General features: G+C 69.3%; 30 protein-coding genes and 1 pseudogene. 19 read left to right on the top strand and 12 right to left on the bottom strand.

Features of this window, described 5'->3' with window-relative positions; translation table 11 throughout:
- Positions 1–10 precede the first annotated feature (10 nt).
- From ACEUEL_RS03690 to ACEUEL_RS03670, 5 genes are all read right to left on the bottom strand, one after another.
- A complete protein-coding gene (locus tag ACEUEL_RS03690) occupies positions 11–364 on the bottom strand; it encodes a tRNA-binding protein (protein ID WP_405702258.1) in 354 nt (117 codons plus the stop codon).
- Positions 365–403: 39 nt separating this feature from the next.
- Complete coding sequence (locus ACEUEL_RS03685) at positions 404–1,090, bottom strand: TetR/AcrR family transcriptional regulator (RefSeq protein ID WP_405702257.1); 687 nt, start codon at positions 1,088–1,090, stop codon at positions 404–406.
- An 85-nt stretch (positions 1,091–1,175) separates the two neighbouring features.
- A complete protein-coding gene (proC, locus tag ACEUEL_RS03680; RefSeq protein WP_405702255.1) occupies positions 1,176–2,000 on the bottom strand; it encodes a pyrroline-5-carboxylate reductase in 825 nt (274 codons plus the stop codon).
- A 34-nt stretch (positions 2,001–2,034) separates the two neighbouring features.
- Positions 2,035–2,532, bottom strand: a complete 498-nt coding sequence (locus tag ACEUEL_RS03675; RefSeq protein WP_405702253.1) for a type III secretion system chaperone family protein — start codon at positions 2,530–2,532, stop codon at positions 2,035–2,037.
- A 271-nt stretch (positions 2,533–2,803) separates the two neighbouring features.
- Positions 2,804–3,070 (bottom strand): accessory factor UbiK family protein, encoded by a 267-nt coding sequence (locus ACEUEL_RS03670; protein ID WP_405702251.1) that lies wholly within the window; start codon positions 3,068–3,070, stop codon positions 2,804–2,806.
- Positions 3,071–3,214: 144 nt separating this feature from the next.
- Here ACEUEL_RS03670 and lgt point away from each other — a divergent pair, with 144 nt between their 5' ends.
- The 14 genes from lgt (at position 3,215) to ACEUEL_RS03600 (ending at position 15,549) form a co-directional block, all read left to right on the top strand.
- Complete coding sequence (lgt, locus tag ACEUEL_RS03665; RefSeq protein WP_405702248.1) at positions 3,215–4,060, top strand: prolipoprotein diacylglyceryl transferase; 846 nt, start codon at positions 3,215–3,217, stop codon at positions 4,058–4,060.
- Positions 4,057–5,148, top strand: a complete 1,092-nt coding sequence (locus tag ACEUEL_RS03660; protein WP_405702246.1) for a class I SAM-dependent methyltransferase — start codon at positions 4,057–4,059, stop codon at positions 5,146–5,148. Before lgt ends, ACEUEL_RS03660 begins: the two co-directional genes overlap by 4 nt.
- A gap of 37 nt (positions 5,149–5,185) precedes the next feature.
- Positions 5,186–5,947: a peptidoglycan editing factor PgeF gene (pgeF, locus tag ACEUEL_RS03655; protein WP_405702244.1), complete on the top strand. Its 762-nt coding sequence runs from the start codon at positions 5,186–5,188 to the stop codon at positions 5,945–5,947.
- 17 nt (positions 5,948–5,964) lie between these two features.
- The gene (locus ACEUEL_RS03650) at positions 5,965–7,116 is read left to right on the top strand and encodes a M24 family metallopeptidase (RefSeq protein ID WP_405702243.1); all 1,152 of its coding nucleotides are present in this window, start codon (positions 5,965–5,967) and stop codon (positions 7,114–7,116) included.
- 95 nt (positions 7,117–7,211) lie between these two features.
- On the top strand, positions 7,212–8,051 hold the full coding sequence (locus ACEUEL_RS03645) for a peptidoglycan-binding protein (protein ID WP_405702241.1): 840 nt from the start codon (positions 7,212–7,214) through the stop codon (positions 8,049–8,051).
- Between the two features lie 190 nt (positions 8,052–8,241).
- On the top strand, positions 8,242–8,844 hold the full coding sequence (locus tag ACEUEL_RS03640; protein ID WP_405702238.1) for a hypothetical protein: 603 nt from the start codon (positions 8,242–8,244) through the stop codon (positions 8,842–8,844).
- A gap of 142 nt (positions 8,845–8,986) precedes the next feature.
- Positions 8,987–9,940, top strand: a complete 954-nt coding sequence (locus ACEUEL_RS03635; protein WP_405702235.1) for a ribose-phosphate pyrophosphokinase — start codon at positions 8,987–8,989, stop codon at positions 9,938–9,940.
- A gap of 127 nt (positions 9,941–10,067) precedes the next feature.
- Positions 10,068–10,868, top strand: a complete 801-nt coding sequence (locus ACEUEL_RS03630; protein ID WP_405702233.1) for a hypothetical protein — start codon at positions 10,068–10,070, stop codon at positions 10,866–10,868.
- 186 nt (positions 10,869–11,054) lie between these two features.
- Positions 11,055–11,702: a 50S ribosomal protein L25/general stress protein Ctc gene (locus ACEUEL_RS03625; RefSeq protein WP_405702231.1), complete on the top strand. Its 648-nt coding sequence runs from the start codon at positions 11,055–11,057 to the stop codon at positions 11,700–11,702.
- A gap of 26 nt (positions 11,703–11,728) precedes the next feature.
- On the top strand, positions 11,729–12,331 hold the full coding sequence (gene pth, locus ACEUEL_RS03620) for an aminoacyl-tRNA hydrolase (protein ID WP_405702228.1): 603 nt from the start codon (positions 11,729–11,731) through the stop codon (positions 12,329–12,331).
- 205 nt (positions 12,332–12,536) lie between these two features.
- Complete coding sequence (gene ychF / locus ACEUEL_RS03615) at positions 12,537–13,634, top strand: redox-regulated ATPase YchF (RefSeq protein ID WP_405702226.1); 1,098 nt, start codon at positions 12,537–12,539, stop codon at positions 13,632–13,634.
- Positions 13,635–13,794: 160 nt separating this feature from the next.
- On the top strand, positions 13,795–14,256 hold the full coding sequence (locus ACEUEL_RS03610; protein ID WP_405702224.1) for a MaoC family dehydratase: 462 nt from the start codon (positions 13,795–13,797) through the stop codon (positions 14,254–14,256).
- A gap of 8 nt (positions 14,257–14,264) precedes the next feature.
- On the top strand, positions 14,265–14,744 hold the full coding sequence (locus ACEUEL_RS03605) for a MaoC family dehydratase (RefSeq protein WP_405702223.1): 480 nt from the start codon (positions 14,265–14,267) through the stop codon (positions 14,742–14,744).
- Between the two features lie 7 nt (positions 14,745–14,751).
- Complete coding sequence (locus ACEUEL_RS03600) at positions 14,752–15,549, top strand: endonuclease/exonuclease/phosphatase family protein (RefSeq protein WP_405702221.1); 798 nt, start codon at positions 14,752–14,754, stop codon at positions 15,547–15,549.
- On the opposite strand, the gene ACEUEL_RS03595 is transcribed toward ACEUEL_RS03600, so the two are convergent.
- The 4 genes and pseudogenes from ACEUEL_RS03595 to petA all read right to left on the bottom strand — a co-directional run bounded on the left by ACEUEL_RS03595 (position 15,515) and on the right by petA (position 19,646).
- Positions 15,515–15,973 carry a hypothetical protein gene (locus ACEUEL_RS03595; RefSeq protein ID WP_405702219.1) on the bottom strand — a complete coding sequence of 153 codons (459 nt, stop codon included), beginning with the start codon at positions 15,971–15,973 and terminating at the stop codon, positions 15,515–15,517. The two genes, ACEUEL_RS03600 and ACEUEL_RS03595, sit on opposite strands and share 35 nt — an antisense overlap.
- Before the next feature lie 269 nt (positions 15,974–16,242).
- On the bottom strand, positions 16,243–16,797 hold the full coding sequence (locus ACEUEL_RS03590) for a hypothetical protein (protein ID WP_405702218.1): 555 nt from the start codon (positions 16,795–16,797) through the stop codon (positions 16,243–16,245).
- 150 nt (positions 16,798–16,947) lie between these two features.
- A pseudogene (locus ACEUEL_RS03585) lies at positions 16,948–19,061 on the bottom strand (cytochrome c1).
- A gap of 24 nt (positions 19,062–19,085) precedes the next feature.
- The gene (gene petA, locus ACEUEL_RS03580) at positions 19,086–19,646 is read right to left on the bottom strand and encodes a ubiquinol-cytochrome c reductase iron-sulfur subunit (protein WP_405702217.1); all 561 of its coding nucleotides are present in this window, start codon (positions 19,644–19,646) and stop codon (positions 19,086–19,088) included.
- 311 nt (positions 19,647–19,957) lie between these two features.
- Between petA and ACEUEL_RS03575 the strand changes: the two genes are divergently transcribed.
- The 3 genes from ACEUEL_RS03575 to ACEUEL_RS03565 all read left to right on the top strand — a co-directional run bounded on the left by ACEUEL_RS03575 (position 19,958) and on the right by ACEUEL_RS03565 (position 21,085).
- Positions 19,958–20,437, top strand: a complete 480-nt coding sequence (locus ACEUEL_RS03575) for a tRNA (cytidine(34)-2'-O)-methyltransferase (RefSeq protein WP_405702216.1) — start codon at positions 19,958–19,960, stop codon at positions 20,435–20,437.
- Between the two features lie 66 nt (positions 20,438–20,503).
- Positions 20,504–20,785, top strand: coding sequence for a type II toxin-antitoxin system RelE/ParE family toxin (locus ACEUEL_RS03570; RefSeq protein ID WP_405706554.1), 282 nt, complete (start codon positions 20,504–20,506; stop codon positions 20,783–20,785).
- A gap of 12 nt (positions 20,786–20,797) precedes the next feature.
- Positions 20,798–21,085, top strand: a complete 288-nt coding sequence (locus ACEUEL_RS03565; protein WP_405702214.1) for a HigA family addiction module antitoxin — start codon at positions 20,798–20,800, stop codon at positions 21,083–21,085.
- 2 nt (positions 21,086–21,087) lie between these two features.
- On the opposite strand, the gene ACEUEL_RS03560 is transcribed toward ACEUEL_RS03565, so the two are convergent.
- Positions 21,088–22,968, bottom strand: a complete 1,881-nt coding sequence (locus tag ACEUEL_RS03560; RefSeq protein ID WP_405702211.1) for an ABC transporter ATP-binding protein — start codon at positions 22,966–22,968, stop codon at positions 21,088–21,090.
- Positions 22,969–23,148: 180 nt separating this feature from the next.
- Here ACEUEL_RS03560 and hemF point away from each other — a divergent pair, with 180 nt between their 5' ends.
- Together hemF and ACEUEL_RS03550 are read left to right on the top strand one after the other, a co-directional pair.
- The gene (gene hemF, locus ACEUEL_RS03555; RefSeq protein WP_405702209.1) at positions 23,149–24,051 is read left to right on the top strand and encodes an oxygen-dependent coproporphyrinogen oxidase; all 903 of its coding nucleotides are present in this window, start codon (positions 23,149–23,151) and stop codon (positions 24,049–24,051) included.
- A gap of 19 nt (positions 24,052–24,070) precedes the next feature.
- Positions 24,071–24,622 (top strand): hypothetical protein, encoded by a 552-nt coding sequence (locus ACEUEL_RS03550; RefSeq protein ID WP_405702207.1) that lies wholly within the window; start codon positions 24,071–24,073, stop codon positions 24,620–24,622.
- Between the two features lie 18 nt (positions 24,623–24,640).
- Here ACEUEL_RS03550 and ACEUEL_RS03545 read toward each other — a convergent pair whose 3' ends face one another.
- Together ACEUEL_RS03545 and ACEUEL_RS03540 are read right to left on the bottom strand one after the other, a co-directional pair.
- Positions 24,641–25,042 (bottom strand): VOC family protein, encoded by a 402-nt coding sequence (locus ACEUEL_RS03545; protein WP_405706553.1) that lies wholly within the window; start codon positions 25,040–25,042, stop codon positions 24,641–24,643.
- 115 nt (positions 25,043–25,157) lie between these two features.
- Positions 25,158–25,928: an alpha/beta family hydrolase gene (locus ACEUEL_RS03540; RefSeq protein WP_405702204.1), complete on the bottom strand. Its 771-nt coding sequence runs from the start codon at positions 25,926–25,928 to the stop codon at positions 25,158–25,160.
- Positions 25,929–25,930: the final 2 nt, after the last annotated feature.

Below are 25,930 nucleotides of genomic sequence, written 5' to 3'. Positions count from 1 at the left end.
CCGGGCTCGCTCAGAACAGCCGCGCGCCGTTCGGCACCTCGCGATCGGGGGCGAACAGCACGACCTCGCCGTCCCCGTCCGGGAAGCCGAGCGTGAGCACCTCGGACATGATCGGGCCGATCTGGCGCGGCGGGAAGTTCACCACCGCCGCCACCTGCCGCCCGACCAGATCCTCCGGCGCATAATGCGCGGTGATCTGGGCCGAGGATTTCTTGACGCCGACATGCGGCCCGAAGTCGATCATCAGCTTGATCGCCGGCTTGCGCGCCTCCGGGAAGGGCTCGGCCTGGATGATCGTGCCGACGCGGATGTCGACCTTCAGGAAGTCGCCGAAGCCGATGGTGTCGAGCGGTGCCAGGCTCACGCGTGGTGTCTCCTCACATGTCGTTCCGCCGAACCCCGCCTAGGCGGCGATCGGGGTCTCCGGCTCGGGCTGCTCGTAGCGCCGCCGCGGGCGCCGGCTGCAGGCCGCGATGCGGCACACCCGGTCGAGCAATCCGAGCGCCTGCTCGCCGCGGGCAAGTTCGCGATCGAGCTCGGCCATGCTGCGCGCCAGCCCGGGATCCTCGTCGGAGAGCCACGTATTCAGCACCCGCGCGAACAGCAGGGCCAGCCCCTGCGCCCGCACGCGCCCCCGGAACCCGGCCGTCTCGATGCTCGCGGCCGCCATCATCCATTGCTGCGAGCGCACGGCAAGCTTGTTGAGCCCCAAGGCCAGCAGCGGATCGCGCCGGGCCGAGCGGGCCAGCGAGCGCACCGCCGCGCGGTGCGGCCCCAGCACGTCGAGCCGCCGCATCAGCACATCGAACAGCCGGTCGCGCGCCGGCTGGTCGGCCATGTCGTCGCCGGTCACCCCCTCCGCGCCGCCGGCCAGAACGGCCTCGTCGGTGCGGCGCACGAAGCCCGCGATCATGTCGAAGGTCGAACCGAAGCCGGCCCTGAGCTCGCCGAGCGAAACGCCGGCGCGCGCGGCCACATCGCCCAGCGCGATCTGATCGAACGGCCGCTCGCCCAGCAGCGCGAGAAAGGCATCGATGATGCGGTCGCGCGAACCGGCATCGGCTTTGGCGGAACCGGGAGTGCGTGCCATCTGAAACTCCTCCGCGAAATGCGCCCTTCCTCAAGGTAGGATGCCGGCGGCCCCGGGAGAAGGGGCGTCGCCCGATTCGCTGCCGTCAGCCGGCGAGTTCGCGCGAGCGCCGCGTCGCCGCCGCCACCGCCCTGCGCAGCAGCGGCCCGAAGCCCGTATCCGGGTCCATCAGCACGTCGAGCGCCGCCGCCGTGGTCCCGGCCGGCGAGGTCACATTCTTGCGCAGCGTCGCCGGCTCGGTGCCCGAGCGCGCGATCAGCTCGCCCGCGCCTGCCACCGTGGCCCGCGCCAGCCGGTCGGCAAGATCCTCGGGCAGGCCGGCCTGCGCGCCCGCTTCCGCCAGCGCCTCCGCCAGCAAGAACACATAGGCGGGACCCGAGCCGGAGACGGCGGTAGCCGCATCGATCAGCGCCTCGTCCTCGATCCATTCCACCGCCCCTGTCGCCCTGAGCAGCGCGTCGGCGATGGCATGCTGGGCGGGCGAGACGGCGGCATTCGGCACCGCCACCGTGATGCCCCGCCCGATCGCCGCCGGCGTATTGGGGATCGAGCGCACCACCGCCGTCCCCGGCGGGAAGCCCGATTCGAGGAAGGCGAGCGTGCGCCCCGCCATCACCGAGACGACCAGTGTCGAGGGCGCGACGCGCGGGCCGATGATGCCCATCACCTCGGCCGCCACCTGCGGCTTCACCGCCAGCAGCAGCACCGCCGGCGGGCCGCCATTGAGCGGATTGAGGTCGATGCCGAGCCGCGCCACCAGCGCGGCGGTCTCGGGCGAGGGCGTCGGATCGATAACCGCGATGCGCGCCGGATCGAGCCCGAGCGCCAGCCAGCCCTCCAGCATGGCGCCCCCCATCTTGCCGGCGCCGACCAGCATGACGCGGCCGGGAATATCGGAGAGTTCGGACATGGGCGGTTTCCCGGTCTGGCGGCGGATGAGGCCGTCAGGCTTCGCCGACGGTCTCGAACAGCGCGGCGTCCATCGACTCGCGGGCCGACTTGCCCGCCCAGACGACGAACTGGAACGCCGGAAAATAGCGCTCCACCGCCGCGACCGCCACCTCCAGCAGCGCCTCGCACTGCCGGTCCGTCGCCTCCGCCCCTGCCAGCAGCAGCGAGTGGCGGAACATGATCACGCCTTCCTTCGACCAGAGGTCGAAATGGCCGACCCACATCTGCTCGTTCACCAGCGCCAGCAGGCGCAGGATCTCGGTCTTCCGCTTCTCGGGCACCTTGAGATCGAACGCGCAGGCGACATGGAGCGCCTCCACCTCGTCCATCCACTGGAACGAGACGTGGCAGTCCGACCCGCGCCCCTCGAGCGACAGCGTGATCTCGTCCTCGCCCGAACGCTCGAACGACCACTCGTTGAGGGATGCCATCCGCTCGACGAGGTCGAGCGGATTGGCGCGGGCTTCGGCCTCGAAATCGGTATAGGTCATGCTCGACCTCGCGAAGTGGGAGCGCGGAAAGGATCGAACGCACGCGATACGGTTGCCGAAACGGATCGGCGAACATCATGAGGAATCAGACGAATCGCCCTCATGCCCACTATATCGCGCCCGCTCCCCGCATCGCCACGCATGATTGGCCGGACGGCCTGACACCTCGTGTCACGGATTCGCCGCCGCCCGGCAAGCGCGCGGCGGCGGCGTCCACAGAAGGCGAGGCGCAAACGCGCGCGGCACGGATAGGCGGAACGGACGTCGATGCTCAGGCTCCGGCTTCGAGTTTGGCGAGGCGCGCCTCGAGATCGTTGATGCGGGCGAGCAAGCGCTCATTCTCCTCGCGCGCCGCGCTGGCGAGATCACGCACCGTCTCGAACTCCTCGCGCGTCACCACGTCGAGTTCGCGCAGCACGCGCTCGGCCTGCGAACGCATCACCGTCTCCGCCTCGCGCCGCACGCCGGTGGCAACACCCGCCGCATCGTTCATAAGCCGCGCGAACTGGTCGAAAATGCGGCCTGTGGTCTGGGTCATCGTCGTCTCTCGGTTTGCCCCTTGCGTGTCTGGACAATGGGTTGCCACTGGCCGATCTGCAAGGGGGGCGGGGGCGGGCGACGGCCGGAACCGCTCACGGGGAAACGCCTTGACCCTGTCATGGCACGCGGGCAAGACGCTGCCATGCTGCTCGCCGCACCGCCGCTCCTCGCTTTGCCCTTCCCCCAGATCGATCCCATCCTGATCGAGCTCGGCCCCTTCGCGATCCGCTGGTACGCGCTCGCCTATGTCGCCGGCCTGCTGCTCGGCTGGTGGCTGGCCAAACGCCTGTGCTCGGACGACCGGCTGTGGCGGGGCAAGGCGGCCATTCCCCCGCTCGCCTTCGACGACGCGGTCGTGTGGATCGCCTTCGGCGTCATCCTTGGCGGGCGGATCGGCTATGTGCTGTTCTACAACCTGCCCTATTACGCGGCGCACCCGCTGGAGGCGCTCACCGTCTGGCATGGCGGCATGTCGTTCCATGGCGGCTTCCTCGGCTCCATTCTCGCCATGGCGCTGTTCTGCCGGCGCCGGGCATTGCCGCTCGATTCGATGCTGGACATCGCCGCTGCGGTGGTCCCGATCGGGCTTTTCCTCGGCCGCCTCGCCAATTTCATCAATGGCGAGCTGTGGGGGCGCGTCACCGATGTTCCCTGGGCCTTCGTGTTCCCCACCGGCGGCGACCTGCCGCGCCATCCGAGCCAGCTCTATGAGGCCGCGCTCGAAGGACTGCTGATCTTCGCCATCCTGCAATTGGTGATCCGGCGCGGCGCGCTGGCCCGGCCGGGCTTCGTGGCGGGGCTGTTCGTCATCCTCTATGCGCTCGCCCGCATCCTGGTCGAGTTCGTGCGCGAACCGGACGCGCAGCTCGGCTATCTCGCCGGCGGCTGGCTGACCATGGGCATGCTGCTCTCCGTGCCGATGATCCTCGTCGGCGTCGCGCTGATCGTCCGCGCGCTGCGCCGGCCGGCCCTCGGCGCGCCGGCATGACGCCGCTCGCACGGGAACTCGCGGCGCTGATCGCCGCCGAGGGTCCCATCAGCGTCGCCCGCTACATGGGCCTGTGCCTCGGCCATCCCCGCCATGGCTACTACATGACGCGCGATCCCTTCGGCGCGGGTGGCGACTTCATCACCGCGCCGGAGATCAGCCAGATGTTCGGCGAGCTCGTCGGCCTGTGGTGTGCGCAGGCCTGGCTCGACATGGGCTCGCCCTCCCCTGTCCGCCTCGTCGAGCTCGGCCCGGGGCGCGGCACGCTGATGGCGGACGCGCTGCGCGCCGCCCGCGCGGTCCCCACCTTTCGCGCGAGCCTCGACGTCCACATGGTCGAGATGAGCCCGGTGCTGCGCGCGCGCCAGCAGGCGCGGCTGGCGGATGCCGGCGTGCCGGTGAGCTGGCACGCCGATCTCGGCGACGTGCCGGACGGCCCCGCCATCGTCATCGCCAACGAGTTCTTCGACGCCCTGCCCGTCGCGCATTTCGTCCGCGCGGGCGATGGCTGGCACGAGCGGCGCATCGGGCTGGACGCTGCCGGCCGGCTGGTCTTCGGCCTCGATCCGCACCCGGCACGCGGCGTCATGACCTCGCTGCCCGCCCGCCCCGGCGACATCCTCGAGCGGCTCGACCACCCGCTGCTGCACGCCCTCCCCGCCCGCCTCGCCGCGCAGGGCGGCGCCGCGCTGGTGATCGACTACGGCCACGCGCAGAGCGGCCTCGGCGAGACGCTGCAGGCGCTGCGCGAGCACAAGCCGGTCGATCCCCTCGCCGATCCCGGCGAGGCCGATCTCACCGCCCATGTCGATTTCGCCGCCCTCGCCCGCGCCGCGCTCGCGGCGGGCGCCCGTGCCTTCGGACCCATGACCCAGGGCGACTTCCTGACCCGCCTCGGTATCGAAGCGCGCGCGGCGCGGCTGAAGCAGGCACCGGGCGCCGATCCGGCCGCCATCGACGCGGCGCTCGCGCGCCTGACCGGCCCCGGACCGGACGGCATGGGGGAACTCTTCAAAGTCCTCGCCATGGTGCATCCTGCCGTCGAGGCGGTGCCGGGATTCGCGTCCGGCGAGGAATTCAGACGATGAGCGCGGCCAGCAGCGAACCTCGGCGGAAACAGAGATCATGAAAGTCGAATCCCCCGCGCTCGCGGCGATCCCCGGCATTCGCCACGCCTTCTTCACCCGGCAGGGCGGCGTTTCCCAGGGCATCTACGCCAGCCTGAACGGCGGCACCGGCTCGAAGGACGATCCCGCCGCGGTGAAGGAGAACCGCGCCCGCATGGCCGCCGCACTCGGCGTCACCCCCGATCATTTCCTGTCCATGTGGCAGGTGCATTCGCCCGATTGCGTCATCGCCACGGGCCCGTGGGACGAGCGGCCCAAGGCGGATGCGGCGGTGACCGCGACGCCCGGCCTCGCCGTCGCCGCCACCATGGCCGATTGCGGCCCGGTGCTGTTCGCCGACCCGCAGGCGCGCGTCGTCGGCGCCGCCCATGCCGGCTGGCGCGGGGCGGTCGGCGGCGTGCTCGATTCGACTGTCGCGCAGATGGCCGAGCTCGGCGCCCGCCCCGGCCGCATCGTCGCCGCCATCGGCCCGCTCATCCGCCAGCACAGCTACGAGGTGGGCCCGGACTTCGTCTCGGCGGTGACCGCGCTCGACCACGGCAACATGCGCTATTTCGCGCCGGCCGACCGGCCGCACCACGCCATGTTCGACCTGCCCGGCTACATCGCCGACCGGCTGCGCCGCCTCGGCGTCGGCACGGTCGAGGATCTGTGCCTCGACACCTATGCCGACGAGGAACGATTCTACAGCTATCGTCGCTCCACCCATCGCGGCGAGCCCGATTACGGCCGGCTCATCGCCGCCATCACGCTGGTCTGACCGAAGGTTGCGACATCATGGCGCTGCACTTCACGCCTGCCGAATTCGAGCGCCGCAAGGCCCGCCTCCTCGCCGTGATGGCCGAGCGCAAGCTGGACGGCCTGCTGATGTTCCAGCAGGAATCGATGTACTGGCTGACCGGCTACGACACCTTCGGCTTCTGCTTCTTCCAGTCGCTGTGGCTCGGCGCCGACGGGCGCGTCGCCCTGCTGACCCGCTCGGCGGATCTGCGACAGGCACAGCACACCTCGCTGATCCCCGACATCCGCATCTGGACCGACCAGAAGGGCTCGACGCCGCAGCGCCAGCTCCGCGACATGGTCGCCGACCTCGGCGGCGCGGGTGCGCGCATCGGCGTCGAATATGACAGCTACGGCCTCACCGCCGCCAATGGCCGCAAGCTCGATGCCGCCTTCGAGGGCTTCGCCACGCTCGTCGACGCTTCGCAGCTGGTAGACCGGCTGCGGGCCGTCAAGTCGGCGGCCGAGATCATCTATGCCCGCAAGGCCGGCCAGCTCGCCGTCGACGCCTGGAACGCCGCCACCGGCCTCGTGCAGGCGGGCATGGACGAGGGCGACATCCTCGCCGCCATGCAGGGCGCGGTGTTCAAGGGCGGCGGCGACTATCCCGCCAACGAGTTCATCATCGGCTCGGGTACAGACGCGCTGCTCTGCCGCTACAAGGCCGGGCGCCGGCGCCTCGACGACGAGGACCAGATCACGCTGGAATGGGCCGGCGCCTATCGCCGCTACCATGCCGCGATGATGGCGACCATCGTCGTCGGCCCGCCGCGCGACCGGCATCTCGAGCTCTTCGCCGCCGCGAAGCAGGCGCTGGAGGCCTGCGTCGACGCCATCGTGCCGGGCCGGACCGCCGGCGACGTTTTCGCCGCCCACGCCCATGTCATGGACGGCCACGGCCTCGCCAAGCACCGGCTCGCCGCCTGCGGCTATTCGCTCGGCGCCAAGTTCACGCCGTCCTGGATGGACCCGCCGATGTTCTACGCCGACCACGACTGGGTGCTGGAGCCCGGCATGGTGATGTTCGCGCATATGATCCTGATGGACAGCGACACCGACACCGCCATGTGCCTCGGCCGCACCTATCTGGTGACCGAGACGGGGAACGAGGAACTCACCCTGGCGCCGCAGGAGCTGGTGGTGCGGTGACCGGGAATTAGTTCGGAACTGCATTCATTCTGCAGACAGGCTGGTGCCACTAGGCTTGCGTTTCGCATGAGACGGATCATGCGGAGGGGCTAGCCATGCTGAACGCAACCGTGCTGAAGCGCCTTTATCCCAACGCCGATGACGCCAACATCGCCGCCTTCGCCGACCAGTCGGGAACGTTGCTTCCCCGGTTCGGCATCTCGGATCAGCGCAATCGGCTGCACTTCTTCCTCGCCCAACTCGGCCACGAATCCGGCGGGCTGAAGGTGCGCACCGAGAATCTCAACTACTCCGCCGCCCGGCTGCGCCAGGTCTGGCCCTCGCGCTTTCCCACGCTCGCCTCCACCAACGGGTTCGCCAACAATCCGAAGGCGCTGGCCAACAAGGTCTACAACGGCCGCATGGGCAACCGGGCCGGCAGCGACGACGGGTGGAACTATCGCGGGCGCGGCTACATCCAGATCACCGGCCGCGACGGCTATCGCGAGGTGGGCGGGCGCGCCGGGTTGGACCTCGTCGCCAAGCCCGATCTCGCGGCCGACCCCATGCAGGCGCTGCTCGTCGCCTGCGCGGTCTGGGACTGGAAGAAGGTCAATCCGGCCGCCGACGCCGGCGACTTCACCAAGGCGACGAAGCTGATCAATGGCGGCACCGTGGGGCTGCGCGACCGGTTCGAATGGCTCGACAAGGTGCAGTCGATCGTGACCTGGCCGCTCGGCGGCGTGCCGGTGCCGGAGAGCGCGGAGGTCGCCCTGCCGCTCGCCCGGCGAAAATCACTGCAGACGGCGCTGAAGGACCTCGGCGTCTATGCCGGCTCCATCGACGGCGTCATCGGCACCAACACGCGCAAGGGGCTGAAGATCGTCCAGGCCGAGCACGGCCTGCCGAAGAACGGCCTCGTGACCGCCGAGACGCTCGCCGCGCTCGGCGTCTGAACGCCCGCCGGGGTGAATATCCGGATGCCCTGCCGCGGTTGGCGGCAGGTGGCAGGCGGCACGCGGCAGGCGGGTTGCTTGACCCAATTGTTAATACGCCTTAACGATTTGTCCCCGTGGCTGGCGACGTCGCGGCCCTGCTTCCCGCAGGCGACACGCGGACGCGTCCGGCGCTCAGGGACGGCGCGCGATGACCGACGGATATCTCCGCCGGGAAGTGCTGGGGGTGGCCCTTTCCGGGGTCGCGCTGGCGCTTGCCGGATGCCAGACGGACGGGACACGCAGCCCGAGCGCCGCCAAGTCCGGCGGCAGTCGCGCCCTTGCTTTCGAATCCATCGACGGCCCGCCCCAGCCGGTGTTCGAGCGTCTCGTCTCCAGCCTGTCGGCGCAGGCCGAAGGCCACCAGCTCAAGATCGTCTCCCGCGACAGCAACGCCACCTACCGGGTGCGCGGCTATCTCGCCGCCCATGTCGAAGGCGGCAACGGTAGCGTCGACTGGGCGTGGGACGTGTTCGACGGCAACCGCACCCGCATCCTGCGCGTTTCCGGCACGGAAGCGGTCGGCAAGGGGGCGGATGTGTGGGACCGGCTCGACCAGCCGGCGCTGGACCGCATCGCGACCCAGAGCCTCGACGAGATCGCCAGCCGGCTCGACGGGGCCTCGACGCTCCCTGCCGCGGCCTCGCCCTCTCCCCCCGCCGCGGCGCCCGAGCCGGAGCCGCCGGCCGAGGACGGCACGCCCGTCGCCGCCGCCGACAGCACCGCGCCGCCCCTCGCTTTCGCGGCGCCGTGAAAGGTTTCGGTATCCGAACCGAACGGCACGCGGGAAACCGCCCATCAGTATGCTTTACAGCGCGGGGCCGCCCGCCTATCAGGGCTGCGCGACAGCCATGCGACGGCTGAGGCTGAGGTGGGACGGCTGGGAGCGCGCCGTAATGTCGAGCAATAACGGGTCCATCAAGCTGGTGGCCGGCAACTCCAATCGCCCGCTCGCCGAGGCGATCGGCGCCTATCTCGCCACGCCGCTGACCAGGGCCGTGGTGCGGCGCTTCGCGGACATGGAAATCTTCGTCGAGATCCAGGAAAACGTGCGCGGCAAGGACGTGTTCGTCCTGCAGTCCACCTCCTTCCCGACCAATGACCACCTGATGGAGCTGCTCATCATCATCGATGCGCTGCGCCGCTCCTCCGCCCGGCGCATCACCGCCGTGCTGCCCTATTTCGGCTATGCCCGGCAGGACCGCCGCTCCTCCGGCCGCACGCCGATCTCCGCCAAGCTGGTCTCGAACCTGATCACCCACGCCGGCGCCGACCGCGTGCTGACCTGCGACCTGCATGCCGGCCAGATCCAGGGCTTCTTCGACATCCCGACGGACAACCTGTTCGCCGCCCCGGTGATGGTGAGCGACATCAAGTCGCGCTTCGACCTGTCGAACATCACCGTCGTCTCGCCGGACGTCGGCGGCGTGGTGCGCGCCCGCGCGCTCGCCAAGCGCATCGACGCCCAGCTCGCCATCGTCGACAAGCGCCGCGAGCGGCCGGGCGAGAGCGAGGTGATGAACGTCATCGGCGATGTGGAGGGCAAGCGCTGCATCCTCGTCGACGACATCATCGATTCCGGCGGCACGCTGGTGAATGCCGCCGATGCGCTGCTGGAGCGCGGCGCCACCGAGGTCCACGCCTACATCACCCATGGCGTGCTGTCGGGCGGCGCGGTCGCCCGCGTCACCGCCTCCAACCTCAAGGAGCTGGTGATCACCGATTCGATCCAGCCGACCGAGGCGGTGCGGGTGGCGCGCAACATCCGCGTCGTCTCCATCGCCACGCTGATCGGCGAGGCGATCGGGCGCACTGCGCATGAGGAAAGCGTCTCCAGCCTGTTCAACTGAACGCTTTTGCCCGCACGACCGCGGCGCGCCGGCGACCGGCGCGCCTTTTTTGTGCGCCGCGCCATGATCGTTCCACGATCGCCGGCCAGTCTGGACGCTCCTCTGTCGACGAACGGAGCCGTCCCGGATGCCGAAAAGCGCGCTGCCCCTTATCCTGCTCGCCGCCCTCTGCGCGCCCGCCCAGGCGCAGGAAGCGGCCGATCCGTGGAGCGGCATCGTCCTTGTCGTGCGTCCCGCCGCCGTGCCGGAAGGCGAATCCGCCTATGAGATGGCCATCGCGGAGGCCGAGGCGCAGGAGGCTGACACCGCCGCGCCCGCGGCCGAGGACACGCAGGCGGGCCTCGTCGTGGTCGTCGATGACGGCAGCGCGCAGGAGCCCCCCTCGCTCTTTGCCGTGCTCGATCTCGGCCTCGGCTCGCTCGAGGAGATGCATGGCGCGCCCGCGCCGAAGAAGGTGATCACGCCGCGGCCGGTCACGGCGCAGGCGGCGATGCCGACCAAGGTCGATCTCGATGCGGGCCTCGCCCGCCTCGGCATCGCCAGCAGCGTCTCCACCACCGCCCCCGTCTCGTCCGCGCTCGACGCCCGCAACGGCGGCGGCTCCGGCGAGATCAAGGGCAGGGTCGCCTATGGCGACGATGCCTTCAACCTCTACGGCGTCGGCAAGCTCGGCGCCCGCGAGGCGACGGGAACGGTGTCGGTCTATGAGGGGCTGATCGTCGGCGGCGCCTACAGCGTCCCGCTCGGCACCGCGGAGGGCGAGCGCCTCGGCGCCCGCCTCGAAGTCGCCGACACCAACGCCGTCTCGACCGCGATCGAGTACCGCATCCGGGAAGACGGCGGCGAAAGCTTCCTGTCGCTGGAACACGCCGCCGCGTCCGGCGGCGGCACCGGCACGCTGAAGGCCGGCATCGCCCGCAAATTCTGACGCCTCCCCGCGCGGCCGCAGCCGGCGCCGATTGCCCCGCCGGCCCTTTGCTGGTATGGAGCCGCGTCCCGTGGCCTATCCGCACCCCTGGAGGCGCGCCGCGGCGACATGACCCGAACCGGCGCCGATGTCGAGGCCGCGCGAGCGGCCTTCTCCATTTCGGCGCCCCGAACCAAGGACGAAGCCATGACCGCCATCAAGGAACTGAAGGCGAGCGCGCGCACGAAGGTCGGCAAGGGGGCCGCTCGTGCCGAACGCCGCGCCGGACGCGTGCCCGCCGTGATCTACGGGGACGGCAAAGCCCCCCTCGGCATCACGCTCGACTACACCACCATCACCCGCACCATCTATGCCGGCCACTTCCTGACCACGCTGTTCAACGTGGACGTGGACGGCGAGAAGCACCGCGTGATCCCCCGCGACTACCAGCTCGATCCGATCAAGGATCTGCCGGTGCATGTCGACTTCCTGCGCGTCGCCGCCGGCGCCACCATCGAGGTGGACGTGCCGGTGCACTTCGTGAACCACGACGCCGCGCCGGGCATCAAGGGTGGCGGCACGCTGAACATCGTCGCCCACACGCTGGCGCTGAACGTCCCGGCGGAAGCGATCCCCGAATCCATCACGGTCGATCTCACCGGCCGCGAGATCGGCGATTCGATCCACCTGTCGGACGTCACCCTGCCGGCGGGCGTGACCTCGGCAGCCCATGGCGACGACACCATCGCGACCGTGGTCCCGCCGTCGGGCAAGGCCGATGCCGAGGCGGATGCCGCCGCTGCGGCCGCCGCCGCGCCGGCGCCGGCTGCCAAGCCCGCCGCGAAGAAGAACTGACGCCCTACCGGCCCGGGAGACTTACCGTGTTCCTGTTCACGGGGCTCGGTAATCCCGGGCCGAAATACGCCGGCAACCGGCACAATATCGGCTTCATGGCGGTGGACGCGCTGGTCCGCCGCCATCGCTTCTCGCCCTGGCGCCGGCGTTTCCTCGGCGCCGCCTGCGAGGGTGAGATCGCCGGCGAGAAGGTTCTGGCGCTACTGCCCGAGACCTTCATGAACGACAGCGGCCGCGCCGTCGCCGAGGCGCAGCGCTTCTACAAGATCGAGCTCGCCGACATCGTCGTGTTCCATGACGAGCTCGACCTGCCGCCCGCCAAGGTCCGCGTGAAGACCGGCGGCGGCAATGCCGGCCATAACGGCCTGCGCTCCATCACCGCCCATTGCGGCAACGACTACGCCCGCGTGCGCCTCGGCATCGGCCATCCCGGCGACCGCGCCCTGGTCATGCCCTATGTGTTGAACGATTTCGCCAAGGCCGAGAGGGCGTGGGTCGACGCCGTCTGCGATGGCTGCGCCGAGCTCGCCGAGCTTCTGGTCAAGGGCAAGCCCGACGAATTCCAGAGCCGCCTGCATCTGCTCATCGAGGCGCGCGGCATCAATCCGGCGGCCCCGCACAAGGCCTGATGGCCGTGGCCGGCCCGGCGGGGATTGCACCCGGCGCCGCGCCCGCTGAGAGCCCTTCCCGTTCGGATGGAATAACCGAACGATCAGGAAGTGCTCTGTTTTCAAATAGCTGGAGCAATTCCTCTTCGATCGGGTGATTTCATCTGATCGGGAAATGCTCTAGGACGGCGCCAACCCTTTTCACTCGATCGGACGGTCCTCTCCCATGGGCTTCAAATGCGGCATCGTCGGCCTGCCGAACGTCGGCAAGTCGACCCTCTTCAACGCGCTGACCCAGACGGCGGCGGCACAGGCGGCGAACTATCCCTTCTGCACCATCGAGCCGAATGTCGGCGACGTCGCCGTGCCCGATGCGCGCCTGGAGACGCTGGCGAAGATCGCGGGATCGCAGCAGATCATTCCCACCCGCCTCACCTTCGTCGACATCGCCGGTCTGGTGCGCGGGGCCTCAAAGGGCGAGGGCCTCGGCAACCAGTTCCTCGCCAATATCCGCGAATGCGACGCCATCGCCCATGTGGTGCGCTGCTTCGAGGATTCCGACGTCACCCATGTCGAGGGCAAGCTGGCGCCGATTTCCGACATCGACACCATCGAGACCGAGCTGATGCTGGCCGATCTCGAAAGCCTCGAGAAGCGCGCGGCGGCGCTGGAGAAGAAGGCCAAGGGCGGCGACAAGGAATCGAAGGAACTGCTCGACCTGATGAACCGCGCGCTCGTCCTGCTGCGCGAGGGCAAGCCCGCCCGCCTCGTCGAGGTGAAGCCCGAGGAGGAGAAGGCCTTCCGCATGCTCGGCCTGCTCTCCTCCAAGCCGGTTCTCTATGTCTGCAACGTCGAGGAAGCCTCCGCCAAGAACGGCAACGCCCTCTCGGCGCAGGTCTTCACCCGCGCGGCGGAGGAAGGCGCCAAGGCGGTGGTGGTCTCCGCCAAGATCGAGAGCGAGATCGCCGTGCTGCCGGCCGAGGAGCAGAAGGACTATCTCGAGGCGATCGACCTCGAGGAGCCGGGCCTCAACCGCATCATCCGCACCGGCTACGAATTGCTGAAGCTGGTCACCTATTTCACCGTCGGCCCCAAGGAAGCCCGCGCCTGGACCATCGTCGCCGGCACCAAGGCGCCCGGCGCGGCGGGCGTGATCCACACCGATTTCGAGAAGGGCTTCATCCGCGCCGAGACCGTCGCCTATGACGACTACGTCAAGGGCAATGGCGAGGCCGGCGCCCGCGAGGCCGGCCGCTTCCGGCTGGAGGGCAAGGATTACGTCGTCGCCGACGGCGACGTGCTGCATTTCCGCTTCGCCAACTGAAGCAGGCGCCGGAGCGCTTCCGGTGGGTTCCGGCCGGGCGCCGCGGCCACACGGGTGCGACCTGTCCCCATCGAATCCGCCGCCCGGGCACCCGCGCGCTTGACCTGCCGGCCGGCCTCCCGTGTCATGAGGGCGCCGGGAGCGGAGGCGGGGAGCGGCGATGCTGTTCTGGGAGGATTTCCAGGAAGGTCATGTGGCGACCTGCGGGCGCTATGTGGTCGGGCGCGAGGAGATCGTCGCCTTCGCCCGGGAATTCGATCCCGAGCCCATCCATCTCGACGACGCCGCCGCCGAAGCCACCGCGCTCGGCGGATTGTCGGCCTCGGGGTGGCATGTCTGCGCCATCTTCATGCGCCTGCTGGCGGACGGCCTGCTGTCGAAATGCGACGGCATGGGCTCGCCCGGCGTCGAGGAGGCGCGCTTCCTGAAGCCGGTGCATCCCGGCGCCGTGCTCAAGCTCCGCCGGGCGGTGCTGGAGACCCGCGATTCGAAGAGCCGCCCGGAAATGGGGCTGGTGAAGTTCCGCTTCGAACTGATCGACGCGACCGACAGCGTCGTGTTCGATCTGGTCGGTGTCCTGATGTTCGGGCGGCGCAATCCCGGCGCCCGCCCGGCCTGGTGAGGCGATCCATGCGGTTCTTCGAGGATATCGCCGTCGGCCAGAAGCTCGAACTGGGCAGCCACACCTTTCTCGCCCCCGAGATCCAGGCCTTTGCCCGCAGCTGGGATCCGCAGCCCTTCCATCTCGACCCGGTGGCCGCCGCCCGCAGCCATTTCGGCGGCCTCACCGCCTCCGGCTGGCACACCGCGGCGATCTGGGCGCGGCTGCGCGCCGACGCCCTCGCGCGGCTGCGCGAAGAACGCCTCGCCCATGGCGAGCGCATCCCCCATATCGGCCCCTCGCCCGGCTTCAAGGACATGAAATGGCTGAAGCCGGTGCTCGCCGGCGACACCCTCACCTTCATGAGCGAGGTCAAGGCGAAGAAACCGAGCGCCAGCCGCCCGCAATGGGGCCTCGTCTTCACGCACGAGACCGGCACCGACCAGAGGGGCAAGCTCGCCTTCGAATTCACCAACTGCGTCTTCGTCGAGCGGCTGGCGCCGGGCTGAGCGCGCGATGCTGACGGTCGTCCTCTGGAATCTGGCCTGGCGCCGCGCAGGCAGCCCGGCAGGCGAGGCGGCACGCGCCATCATCGCCGCCGCGGATGCCGACCTGATCTGCCTGACCGAAGCCAGTCGAGGTCTGCTGCCGCCGGGGCACATCGCCGCCGCCCCCGCTTTTCCCGGCCCCCGCAGGAGGCCGGATGATCACAAGGTACTGCTGTGGAGCCGATCGCCCTGGCAGGAGGTCGATCCCGTCGGGCACCCCGCTCTGCCCCAGGCGCGCTTCGTGCGCGCGACGACGCAGACGCCGCTCGGCGCGGTCGAGGCGACCGGCGTGTGCATTCCCTGGGCGGACGCCCATGTCGCGACCGGACGGCGCGACCGCCGCCGGTGGGAGGAACACGGGCTCTATCTCGAGGCGCTCGGAGCCATCCTGTCGAACCGGCCCGCGCGCCCGCGCGAACTCCTGCTCGGTGATTTCAACCAGGCCATCCCGCGCCGGCGCGCGCCGCGTCCCGTCTACGAGCAGCTGATGTCCGTCATCGGGGAGCGCTTCATCCTCCCCACGGCCGGCCCGCAGCCGGGCTTCCCGCTCGCGGTGATCGACCACCTCGCCCACAGCCCGGACCTGACCTGCACGCGGCTGGCCCCCCTCTCCAACGCGACCGGCGACGGCCGGCGGATCTCCGACCATGTCGGCATGCGACTGGAATTCACCGAGCGCCAGCCGACCTCCGAAGAGACCGGCGGTGCGGGCGCCCGCCCGCGGCAGCCGTTCAGGGAATCGGCGCCGTCACCGGCTCGAAGCTGATGGTCATCTCCATCGCATCCGTGGTCAGCCGGTGGGGTAGGCCGTCGCTGTCGCCGACCCACAGCTTCTGGGGCACCCCGGCGCCCGGCAGGCCTTCCATGCCCTTGGGCACCGGCGGCACGTACCGGTAGATCGTCATGGCCTTGCCGCCGATCGATTCCGTGCCGACCTTCGCGCATTCCTTCAGGTGGGAGCCGTCGGGCACGAACTGCTTCAGCATCTCCTGCCGTCCGCCCGGCTTCAGGGCGACCTTGGTCCAGGTGCCGTCGCTGTTCATGTAGATGACGTCGCCCATCACGATGGACCGCAGCGACATCTCCTTCATCGCGATGTTCTGGCTGTAGGTCGAGGTCTTCATCAGCGTTTCGAAGGCCTTGAAGATGGCCGGGCAGTCATCGGCCCGGGCCGGGACGCTCGCGAACACAGCCCCCAACCCGATCGCGGCGCCGATCCACCGGCTCCGGCCCGACCGGGCGTTCCGCTCCCCATCCCTGCTGATCTCGCAACTTGAACTCGACATGCCGCCCCTCGTCTCCACCGGCCCGCCCCATCAGCAGCCGCCGCCGTTGTGGCGCATCCCCCATGAACTCCGCTTGAACGGTGGCGGGCGCACGGGCAACGCATCGCCCGCGGCAACCCTCCGCGAGGAGACCGGGCGCCGGCCGCTCAGCCGCCACGCCCGATCCGCACGCCTCACGGGATCGGCGCGGTGACGCCGTCGAAGCTGATGGACATGTCCACCGACGAGGCGGTCATGCGGTAGGGCAGCCCGTCCGCCACCCCCACCCACAGCTTCTGCGGCCCGGCGGCGTCCGCGAACGCCTCCATCCCCTTGGGCACCGGCGGCACGTAGCTGTAGACGGTCATCGCCTTGCCGCCGATCGTCTCCGAGCCGACCTTGGCGCACTCCTTGAGATACGTACCGTCCGGCAGGAACTGCTTGAGGATGCCGCGCCGCCCCTCGGCCGTCAGCGGGATCTTCTGCCAGTCGCTGCCGCTGTTGACGTACATGACGTCGCCGATCACCACCGATCGCAGGCGGTTGCCCTGCACCGTCACGTCCTGGCTGTAGGACGGTGCGCCGGCCAGCGCCTCGAACGCCTTGTAGATCACCGCGCAGTCATCGGCCCGTGCCGGCGTGACCGCGCAGGCGGCAAGAGCGAGGACCGCCGCTGCGGTCAGGACGGATCCCGCCCCGCGGCCGGAACGGCCCCGCACCGTCCCCGTTTCACCAGATGTCGTCGACATGCGTCCCTCGCCTCCCCTCGACCGGCCTCAATGGCCCGATCGCCTAACGCCGCCGCCCTGAACTCCGCTTGAACGGACGGGCGGTGCCCCATCGTAAACGCAAAAGGGCCCCGCGAGGGGCCCTTCCGGATCGTCATCCCACCGAGCCGGTCAGTGCTCGACGTTGCGCCACACCTTCTTCTTGGTGAAGTAGAGCAGCCCGCAGAACACCAGCAGGAAGATCATCACCTGGAAGCCGAGGCGCTTGCGGGCCTCGAGATGCGGCTCCGCCATCCACATCATGAACGCGGTGACGTCGCGTGAGTACTGGTCGAGCGTCTGCGGCGTGCCGTCCGTGTAGGTCACCTGGTCGGCCGAGATCGGCTGCGGCATCTTGATGGCGTGGCCGGGGAAGAACTCGTTGTAGTGCGCCCCCTCCGGCACCTGGAAGCCCGCCGGCGGATCCTTGTAGCCGTTGAGCAGGGCGTGGATGTAGTCCGGGCCCTGTTCCTGGTACTGGGTGAAGACGTCGATCACGAAGCCGGGGAAGCCCACCTCATAGGTGCGCGCCTTGGCCAGCACCGAGAAGTCCGGCGGATAGGCGCCGCCGTTCGAGGCGCGGGCGGCCTGCTCGTTCGGGAAAGGCGAGGGCCAGTGGTCGGACAGCCGGCCCGGCCGCTCGAACATGTCGCCGGCATCGTTCGGGCCGTCCTGGACCTTGTATTCCTCGGCCACCGTCTTCGCCTGCGCCTCGCTGAATTCCGGCCCGCCCGGCTGGGCGAGGTTGCGGAAGGCGAAGAGATGGGCGGAGTGGCAGGAGGCGCACACTTCCTTGAACACCTGGAAGCCGCGCTGGAGCTGCGCCCGGTCGTATTTTCCGAACGGCCCGGCGAAGGTCCAGGATTCGCGGTGCGGCTTCGGCGCCCCCTCGGCCGCCTGCGCGGCGGGCGCGAGGGCGAGGAGCGCACCGGCGACGGCGAGGCCGGCGGCCAGCGGGCGGAGAGACATACGCTTCATCATGTTACCCGTCCCGCTCACGCTTTGGCCTGGGCGCCGGCGCCCTTGTGCTTCGCGAGCACGGCTTCCGAGATCGAGGCCGGCACCGCCTTCGGCTTCTCGAACAGGCCGAGCAGCGGCAGGATGATCAGGAAGTGCGCGAAGTACCACACGGTCAGGATGCGACCGGCGATCACGTAGCCGCCTTCCGCCGGCTTCGAGCCGAGCCAGCCCAGGCCGATGCACACCGCGATCCAGATCCAGAAGAACTGCTTGAACAGCGGCCGGTAGACGCCCGAGCGCACCTTGGAGGTGTCGAGCCACGGCACGAAGAACAGCACGATGATCGCGCCGAACATGGTGAGCACGCCGCCGAGCTTGTCCGGCACCGAGCGCAGCATGGCGTAGAACGGCAGGTAGTACCATTCCGGCACGATGTGCGCGGGCGTCACCAGCGGGTTGGCCGGGATGTAGTTGTCGGCATGGCCCAGATAGTTCGGGATGTAGAACACGAACCAGGCGAAGAACAGCAGGAAGCAGGCGATGCCGAACGAGTCCTTGATGGTCGCGTAGGGCGTGAACGGCACCGTGTCCTTGTCGGACTTCGGCTCGACGCCGGTCGGGTTGTTCTGGCCGACCACGTGCAGCGCCCACACGTGCAGGACGACGACGCCCGCGATCATGAAGGGCAGCAGGTAGTGCAGCGAGAAGAAGCGGTTCAGCGTCGGGTTGTCGACCGCGAAGCCGCCCCACAGCCACTCGACGATGGTCGGGCCGACCACCGGGAAGGCCGAGAACAGGTTGGTGATGACGGTGGCGCCCCAGAAGCTCATCTGCCCCCACGGCAGCACGTAGCCCATGAAGCCGGTGGCCATCATCAGCAGGTAGATCACCACGCCGAGCATCCACAGCACTTCGCGCGGGGCCTTGTAGGACCCGTAATAGAGGCCGCGGAACATGTGGATGTAGACCGCGATGAAGAACATCGAGGCGCCGTTGGCGTGGATGTAGCGGATCAGCCAGCCATAGCTGACGTCGCGCATGATGTGCTCGACCGAGTCGAAGGCCAGCGTCACATGCGGCGTGTAGTGCATCACCAGCACGACGCCCGAGACGATCTGGCACACCAGCATGAAGGAGAGGATGCCGCCGAAGGTCCACCAGTAATTGAGGTTCTTCGGGGTCGGGTAGGCGATGAACGAGGAGTGCATCAGGCCGAACAGGGGAAGCCGGCTCTCGAACCACTTCAGCGCCGGGTTCTTCGGCTCGAATGTCGCGTGTCCGCTCATTGGATGGATGTCCCTGCGCGCCGGTCAGCCGATGGAGATCTTCGTGTCGGACACGAAGCGATAGGGCGGGATGGCGAGGTTTTCCGGCGCCGGTCCGCGGCGCACGCGCCCGGCCGAGTCGTACTCGGAACCGTGGCACGGGCAGAACCAGCCGTCATACTCGCCCATATGGCCGATCGGCACGCAGCCCAGATGCGTGCAGATGCCGATCACCACCAGCCACTTCTCCTGGTCGGGAGCGGCGCGGTTGGCATCGGTCGCGGGCGCATCGGCGGGCAGGTTGGCGTTGCGGGCCACCGGGTCCATCAGCGCGGAAATCTGGACGGCCTTGGCTTCCTCGATGTCCTTCGGCGTGCGGTTCCACACGAAGACCGGCTTGCCGCGCCACTTCACCGTGACGATCTGGCCTTCCTGGATCTGGGTGAGGTCGACCTCGGTCGAGGACAGCGCCAGCACCGAGGCATCGGGCTGCAGCTGGGAGACGAACGGCCAGACCAGCGCCGCCGCCCCGACCGCGCCCATGGCGCCGGTCGCAATGTAGAGGAAGTCGCGGCGAGTGGGTTCCGCCGTCTCGGTAGCTGCCACGTTCGATCCCTTTCCCCTCGACCTGTCCCCGCGCGGCCGGCGCGGGCCGGTCCTGCGGCGCCCGCAGCGGCACCGCCGAAGCCGGATGCGAAGCCTGCGAACGGAGCGGGCCCCCGCCCGCCGCTGCGTCCAGAAGCTGCGCACGTCACGCACGCAGTACGCCGGCCCGCAAAGGCCGACGTACCTTCGAGAGCCTCTAATTGCATCGTCGCCCGCCCTTGTCCAGATGAACGCAGTGCGGCAGTGCGTCCTCTCCCCCGCCCGCGCGCGCCGCCGGCACGAAACCCTCCAGCCCGTGGAAGCCTACCCCAATGCCGCAGCGCCCCGCCCTCGCCCTCTACCAGCCGGACATCGCCCAGAATGCGGGCACGCTGGCCCGGCTCTGCGCCTGTCTCGACCTCGCGCTGCACATCATCGAGCCGGCCGGCTTTCCCGTGGGCGATGCCGGCTTCCGCCGCGCCGGCATGGATTATCTCGACCGCGCGGCGATCCGTCGCCATGCCAGCTTCAACGCCTTCGACGACTGGCGGCGGGCGGAGGCACGCCGGCTCGTGCTGATAACGACGCGCGCGGCGACGCCCTACACCCGTTTCGCCTTCGCCGATTCGGACGTGCTGCTGATGGGCCGCGAGAGCGCCGGCGTGCCCGACGCGATCCACGCCGCCGCCGACGCCCGCCTGCTCATCCCCCTCGCCCCCGGCACCCGCTCGCTCAACGTCGCCGTAGCCGCCGCGATGGTGACCGGCGAAGCGCTGCGGCAGGTGGGGGGATTTGGCACGAACGTATCATAGGTCGATACGCTGCCGTTGCTCGGCGTATCATCGCATGATACATCTATGGCCCGGTTCGAGGCACCGATGATCCTGAGCTTCAAGGACAAGCGTACCGAAGCGGTGTGGAATGGCGCCGTCGGAAAGGGCTTCCCGTCCGATCTGGTGCGCGTGGCGCAGCGCAAGCTCGCGATGCTGGCTGCGGCGGTGACACTCGATGCGCTGCGCGCGCCGCCGGCGAACCGTCTGGAAGCGTTGAAGGGCGACCGTGATGGGCAACACTCGATCCGCATCAACGATCAGTTCCGCATCTGCTTCGTCTGGCGCGACGGCCACGCCACCGATGTCGAGATCGTGGATTATCACTGAGGAACATTCGAGATGATCGGCCCGCACCCCGCAGTCCACCCCGGCGAAATCCTGCGCGAGGAGTTCCTCCGCCCGCTCTCCCTGACGGCCTATGCCCTCGCCAAGGCTCTGCATGTGCCGCGCACCCGGATCGAGCGGCTGGCCCGCGAGGAAACGCCGGTGACGGCGGATACGGCGTTGCGCCTCGGCCGCTATTTCGGCACCGGGCCTGAGTTCTGGATGAACCTGCAGACAGCCTTCGACCTCGCCACCGCCGCGCGCATCCCCGACCTGGAACGCATCACACCGCACGCGGCGTGACCTCACTCCGCGGCCAGGTCGCCCGTCTCGTTCGCCTCCATCGCCTCCGCGTCGATGAACCCGCCGGACTGGCGCTGCCACAGCCGCGCATAGAGGCCGCCCTTGGCCACCAGTTCGGCGTGGGTGCCGGTCTCGACGATGTGCCCACCATCCATCACCACGAGGCGGTCCATCTTGGCGATGGTCGAGAGCCGGTGGGCGATGGCGATCACCGTCTTGCCGGCCATCAGTTCGTCGAGGTTCGACTGGATCGCCGCCTCCACCTCCGAATCGAGCGCCGAGGTGGCCTCGTCCAGCACCAGGATCGGCGCGTCCTTCAAGAGCACGCGGGCGATGGCGATGCGCTGGCGCTGGCCGCCGGAGAGCTTGACGCCGCGCTCGCCGACATGCGCGTCGAGCCCGCGCCGCCCGTTCGGGTCGACCAGCGTGTCGATGAAATCGACGGCATGGGCGCGCTCGGCGGCGAGCGCGATGGCGGCGTCGCCCGCTTCGGGTTGGCCATAGCGGATGTTGTCGCGCACCGAGCGGTGCATCAGCGAGGTATCCTGCGTGACGACGCCGACATGGGCGCGCAGCGATTCCTGGTCGACGGCGCAGATATCCTGCCCGTCGATCAGGATGCGCCCGCCCTCGAGGTCGTAGAAGCGCAGCAGCAGCCCGACGAGCGTCGACTTGCCCGCCCCCGAGGGACCGACCAGCCCCACCCGCTCGCCCGGCTTCAGCACCAGCGAGAGGTCGTCGATCACCCCCGAGCCGCGCCCGTAATGGAAGCCGACCCGTTCGAAGCGGATCTCGCCCCTCGGCACCGTGAGCGCCGGCGCCGCCGGCGTGTCCAGCACGCTGTGCGGACGGGCGATCGACTGGATCGCCTCCTGCACCGTGCCGACATTCTCGAACACGCCGGTCACCACCCACATGATCCAGCCGGACATGTTGGTGATGCGGATGGCGAGGCCGGTGGAGAGCGCGATGGCGCCGAGATTGACGGCCCCCTGCGACCACAGCCACACCCCCAGCCCGCCGATGGAACCCAGCATCAGGCTGTTCAGCACGCTGACCGTGAACGCCATGGTGGTGATTTGGCGCTGCTGCGCCCGGAACGTATCGTTGTGCCGCGTCATCGCCCCGCGCACATAGGCGTCCTCGCGGTCGGAATGGGCGAACAGCTTTACCGTCATGATGTTGGTGTAGCTGTCGACGATCCGCCCGGTCAGCGCCGAATTGGTCTCCGAGAGTTCCTTGGAGAGCCGGCGCACCCGCGGGATGAAATGGCTGAGCGCCAGGATGTAGAGCGCGATCCAGGCGATCATCGGCAGGGCGAGCCGCCAGTCGGCCTCCGCGAACAGGATCACCGCGCTCACCGCATAGACGGTAACGTACCAGAGCGCGTCGATCACCTCGACCACCGAGCCGCGCAGCGCCGAGCCCGACTGCTGCACGCGCGTGGCGATGCGCCCGGCGAAGTCGCCCTGGAAGAAGCCCAGGCTCTGCCGCACCACCCAGCGATAGGACTGCCAGCGCACCAGGCTCGAGATGTTGGCGGTGATGGACTGGCGGATGAGGAAATCGTGCATCGCCTGCGCCACCGGGCGGGCGATCATCACCACGAAGGCCATCCACAGCAGCAGTCCGCTGTGCTCGGCGAAGATCGTCGCCGGCGAGGAGGATTCCAGCAGGTTGACGATCTGCCCGACATAGCGGAACAGCGACACCTCGACGATGGCGACGCAGAAGGCGGCCACCAGCGCCGCCACGAACAGCCCCCGCCCCTGCCGCACGAAGTGCCAGTAGAACGCCAGCAGGCCCTCCGGCGGCTGGACGACCGGCGTCGGGCGAAAGGGATCGAGGCGGGTTTCGAACCAGTGGAGCAGGCGCGCGAACATGGCTGACCTTGTCGACCCGCGATACGGCGGTCGTATGTCGAAGCACGGATTTGGAACGGAGAAGGAACAGATACGAGTCGCACGGTCGAGGCCAGCACCGGATGGTTGCGCGGCACCCCCGCCCTTCCCTCCGGCGGGCGGGAACGGCTAGAAGCAGTCGCCAGCCAGGGGATCCGCCGCATGACCGCCACGCCCGCCACCCCACCCGCCGTCGAGCCGATGAAGGCCGCCGCTCGCGCCTGGTTCGAGGAATTGCAGGGCCGCATCTGCGCCGCCTTCGAGGAACTGGAGGACGTCGCCCCGGCAAACCTCTATCCGGGCGCGCCCGGCCGGTTCAAACGCACGCCCTGGAACCGCACCGACCACACCGGCGCCCCGGGCGGGGGCGGCGTCATGGCGATGATGCGCGGGCGGCTGTTCGAGAAGGTCGGCGTGCACTGCTCGACCGTCCACGGCGAGTTCGCCCCGGAATTCCGCAAGCAGATCCCCGGGGCCGAGGAAAACCCGAATTTCCACGCCACCGGCATCTCGCTGATCGCCCACATGACCAACCCGCACGTGCCGGCCGTGCACATGAACACCCGCTTCGTGGTGACGTCGAAGGCGTGGTTCGGCGGCGGCGCCGACCTCACCCCGGTGCTGGACCGGCGCCGCACGCAGGACGATCCCGATACCCGCGCCTTCCACGCCGCCATGAAGGCCGCCTGCGACGCACATCCGGCCGTCGCCGACCATGAGCGGCTGAAGAAGTGGTGCGACGAGTATTTCTGGCTGGCCCACCGCAAGGAGGCCCGCGGCATCGGCGGTATCTTCTACGACTGGCTGGATACGGGCGACCGCGCCGCCGACTTCGCCTTCACCCGCGACGTCGGCCTCGCCTTCCTCGAGATCTATCCGCGTCTGGTGCGCTTCAACCTCGGCACCCGCTGGACCGACGCCGAGCGCGAGGAACAGCTCGTGCGGCGCGGGCGCTATGTCGAGTTCAACCTGCTCTACGACCGCGGCACCGTGTTCGGCCTGAAGACCGGCGGCAACGTCGATTCCATCCTTTCGTCGATGCCGCCGGTGGTGAAGTGGCCGTGATCTGATCGGGGAGACGTGCGTGGCGAAGCTGTCGCATCTCGTGAACGGGGAATGGGCCGCCTATGTGCGCCCGCCGGTGTTCGCGATGGAAGCGCTGGAACCGGCCGGATCGCGCATCGTCGCTGCGGCCCCTGAGGGCTTTCCATCGCTGCTTGAGACGCTTGCCGGCGACATGACGGCTCCCCTGTTCATGCTCTACGTCCTGCACACGCCGCGCGGCGAAGGCGAGGCCGGCCGCTACCAGAGCCCGCCCCTCGCCGTCGGCGACGTGACCGCCTTCCTGAAGCGCTTCGGCAGCTTCCTCGCCGACGATTCCCGCTGCGATCTCTGGATCCATTCCCCCGCCGACGCCGCGACCCTGGTGTGGGACCGGCACGATCTCCTCCATATCTACGGCGACACGGACAAGGCGGCGGACACGTTGCGGGCCCGCGGCTTCGCGGCCGGCACGCCCGCGATTCCCTCGCCCCATATGCACCGCTACGAGGCGACATACGATGCCGACGCCGCCGCTCTGCTCGACGCCTTCGCATGGCGCCGGACACCGCTGCGGCCGGAGGACGAACAGTAAGACCGCGCGCCGGCCCGCTCACCCCTGCGCCGGCGCTTCGTCCATATGGAACACCTCCCAGATGTGCCCGTCCGGGTCGTCGAAGTCGTGGCTGTACATGACGCCGTGATCCTGCGGCGGGCGCGGCGCCGTGCCCCCGGCCGCCACCGCCTTCGCCACCATGGCGTCGACCTCCGCGCGGCTGCCGGCCGGCACCGCCAGCAGCACCTGCGCCGTCCGCGCCGTGTCGGGAATGGCGCGCTGGCTGAAGCCCTGGAAGAACGCCTCCACCAGCAGCATGGCGAAGATGTTCTCGCCGAGGATGAGGCAGGCGGCCTTCTCGTTGGTGAACTGCGGGTTGAAGGCGAAGCCGAGCGCGCCGAAGAAGTCCATCGAGCGCCTGAGGTCCTTCACCGGCAGGTTGACGAAGATCTGCTTGATCGTGGTGCTCGCCATGGAACGTCCTTTCCCGTGAACCGATCGGCGCGGCCATCCCACCGTCGCCGCTCTGCAAGGACGGCCGCATCCGTCCGGTTCCGACAACCGGCCGTAACATTCATTCCGCCGCCGCGGGTGCCGTCTGCATCACCGCGGATATCGCACGGAAAACCCGGTCGTAAGCCTCGGCTTCCGGCATGCCGTAATCGTGGTCCGCGTCGACCGGCAGGACACGGATCGTGCTCGACAGCGCGTAACGCCCGGCCGCCGCGGCGTTGCCATAGGGATCCCGCTCGCCCTGAAGGATGAGGAACGGCTTGGTCACACCGGCAAGATGGCGCGTGCGGACCGGCTCCTCGCCGCGCGCGGGGTGGCGGAACGGGTAGCCGAAGCAGATCAGGCGCGAGACCGCCGGCGCGGACTGCGCCATCGAGGCGACGATCCCTCCAAGCGAATGCGACAGCAGGCAGACCCGGCCCGGCGGAAAATCCCTCAGCAGCGCCGTGAGCATCCGCGCCGTCAGGGCGTTGGAACTGCTGCGCTCATGCAGATAGTAAGGCCACCAGGACGGGTGGCGGGCCAGCAGGCCGAGCGTGAGCAGCCTGCGCAGCAGCCGGCCCGAACGGGTGCCCGCCGGGCAGCGGCGAAACAGCTCGGCGGCCGACAGGCGCCCGACATCGGCGTCCATCTGCCGGACAACCCGCGTCTTGCGCCATTCGAGCTCGTAAATCGCCGCGCCGGCGCCGTGCAGGTCGGCCAGAACCCGATTGATCAGCGCCGAGTTCCTGCCGACGTTCCGCCGCCCGATCACCAGGATCACCGGGGCATCGCCCGCCGAGGGGTACTTCACCTCGATCCGGGCGAAGCTCTTCAGGAATGCGGACCACATCT

It is taken from the genome of Ancylobacter terrae (genome assembly GCF_045108345.1).
GTDB lineage: Bacteria > Pseudomonadota > Alphaproteobacteria > Rhizobiales > Xanthobacteraceae > Ancylobacter.
Note: the sequence above shows the minus strand (reverse complement) of the source record. Positions and strands in the feature narration are given on the sequence as shown.

What these genes read in the sequence shown, in the direction of transcription:
- ACEUEL_RS03685 (WP_405702257.1), bottom strand. Translation starts at nt 1,090, where the DNA reads ATGGCACGCACTCCCGGTTCCGCCAAAGCCGATGCCGGTTCGCGCGAC.
- ACEUEL_RS03610 (WP_405702224.1), top strand. Translation starts at nt 13,795, where the DNA reads ATGCTGTTCTGGGAGGATTTCCAGGAAGGTCATGTGGCGACCTGCGGG.
- ACEUEL_RS03675 (WP_405702253.1), bottom strand. Translation starts at nt 2,532, where the DNA reads ATGACCTATACCGATTTCGAGGCCGAAGCCCGCGCCAATCCGCTCGAC.
- ACEUEL_RS03640 (WP_405702238.1), top strand. Translation starts at nt 8,242, where the DNA reads ATGACCGACGGATATCTCCGCCGGGAAGTGCTGGGGGTGGCCCTTTCC.
- hemF (WP_405702209.1), top strand. Translation starts at nt 23,149, where the DNA reads ATGACCGCCACGCCCGCCACCCCACCCGCCGTCGAGCCGATGAAGGCC.
- ACEUEL_RS03630 (WP_405702233.1), top strand. Translation starts at nt 10,068, where the DNA reads ATGCCGAAAAGCGCGCTGCCCCTTATCCTGCTCGCCGCCCTCTGCGCG.
- ACEUEL_RS03560 (WP_405702211.1), bottom strand. Translation starts at nt 22,968, where the DNA reads ATGTTCGCGCGCCTGCTCCACTGGTTCGAAACCCGCCTCGATCCCTTT.
- ACEUEL_RS03600 (WP_405702221.1), top strand. Translation starts at nt 14,752, where the DNA reads ATGCTGACGGTCGTCCTCTGGAATCTGGCCTGGCGCCGCGCAGGCAGC.
- ACEUEL_RS03570 (WP_405706554.1), top strand. Translation starts at nt 20,504, where the DNA reads ATGATCCTGAGCTTCAAGGACAAGCGTACCGAAGCGGTGTGGAATGGC.
- ACEUEL_RS03660 (WP_405702246.1), top strand. Translation starts at nt 4,057, where the DNA reads ATGACGCCGCTCGCACGGGAACTCGCGGCGCTGATCGCCGCCGAGGGT.
- ACEUEL_RS03565 (WP_405702214.1), top strand. Translation starts at nt 20,798, where the DNA reads ATGATCGGCCCGCACCCCGCAGTCCACCCCGGCGAAATCCTGCGCGAG.
- pgeF (WP_405702244.1), top strand. Translation starts at nt 5,186, where the DNA reads ATGAAAGTCGAATCCCCCGCGCTCGCGGCGATCCCCGGCATTCGCCAC.
- ACEUEL_RS03590 (WP_405702218.1), bottom strand. Translation starts at nt 16,797, where the DNA reads ATGTCGACGACATCTGGTGAAACGGGGACGGTGCGGGGCCGTTCCGGC.
- ychF (WP_405702226.1), top strand. Translation starts at nt 12,537, where the DNA reads ATGGGCTTCAAATGCGGCATCGTCGGCCTGCCGAACGTCGGCAAGTCG.
- ACEUEL_RS03540 (WP_405702204.1), bottom strand. Translation starts at nt 25,928, where the DNA reads ATGTGGTCCGCATTCCTGAAGAGCTTCGCCCGGATCGAGGTGAAGTAC.
- lgt (WP_405702248.1), top strand. Translation starts at nt 3,215, where the DNA reads ATGCTGCTCGCCGCACCGCCGCTCCTCGCTTTGCCCTTCCCCCAGATC.
- ACEUEL_RS03575 (WP_405702216.1), top strand. Translation starts at nt 19,958, where the DNA reads ATGCCGCAGCGCCCCGCCCTCGCCCTCTACCAGCCGGACATCGCCCAG.
- proC (WP_405702255.1), bottom strand. Translation starts at nt 2,000, where the DNA reads ATGTCCGAACTCTCCGATATTCCCGGCCGCGTCATGCTGGTCGGCGCC.
- ACEUEL_RS03605 (WP_405702223.1), top strand. Translation starts at nt 14,265, where the DNA reads ATGCGGTTCTTCGAGGATATCGCCGTCGGCCAGAAGCTCGAACTGGGC.
- ACEUEL_RS03625 (WP_405702231.1), top strand. Translation starts at nt 11,055, where the DNA reads ATGACCGCCATCAAGGAACTGAAGGCGAGCGCGCGCACGAAGGTCGGC.
- ACEUEL_RS03645 (WP_405702241.1), top strand. Translation starts at nt 7,212, where the DNA reads ATGCTGAACGCAACCGTGCTGAAGCGCCTTTATCCCAACGCCGATGAC.
- ACEUEL_RS03670 (WP_405702251.1), bottom strand. Translation starts at nt 3,070, where the DNA reads ATGACCCAGACCACAGGCCGCATTTTCGACCAGTTCGCGCGGCTTATG.
- ACEUEL_RS03650 (WP_405702243.1), top strand. Translation starts at nt 5,965, where the DNA reads ATGGCGCTGCACTTCACGCCTGCCGAATTCGAGCGCCGCAAGGCCCGC.
- ACEUEL_RS03635 (WP_405702235.1), top strand. Translation starts at nt 8,987, where the DNA reads ATGTCGAGCAATAACGGGTCCATCAAGCTGGTGGCCGGCAACTCCAAT.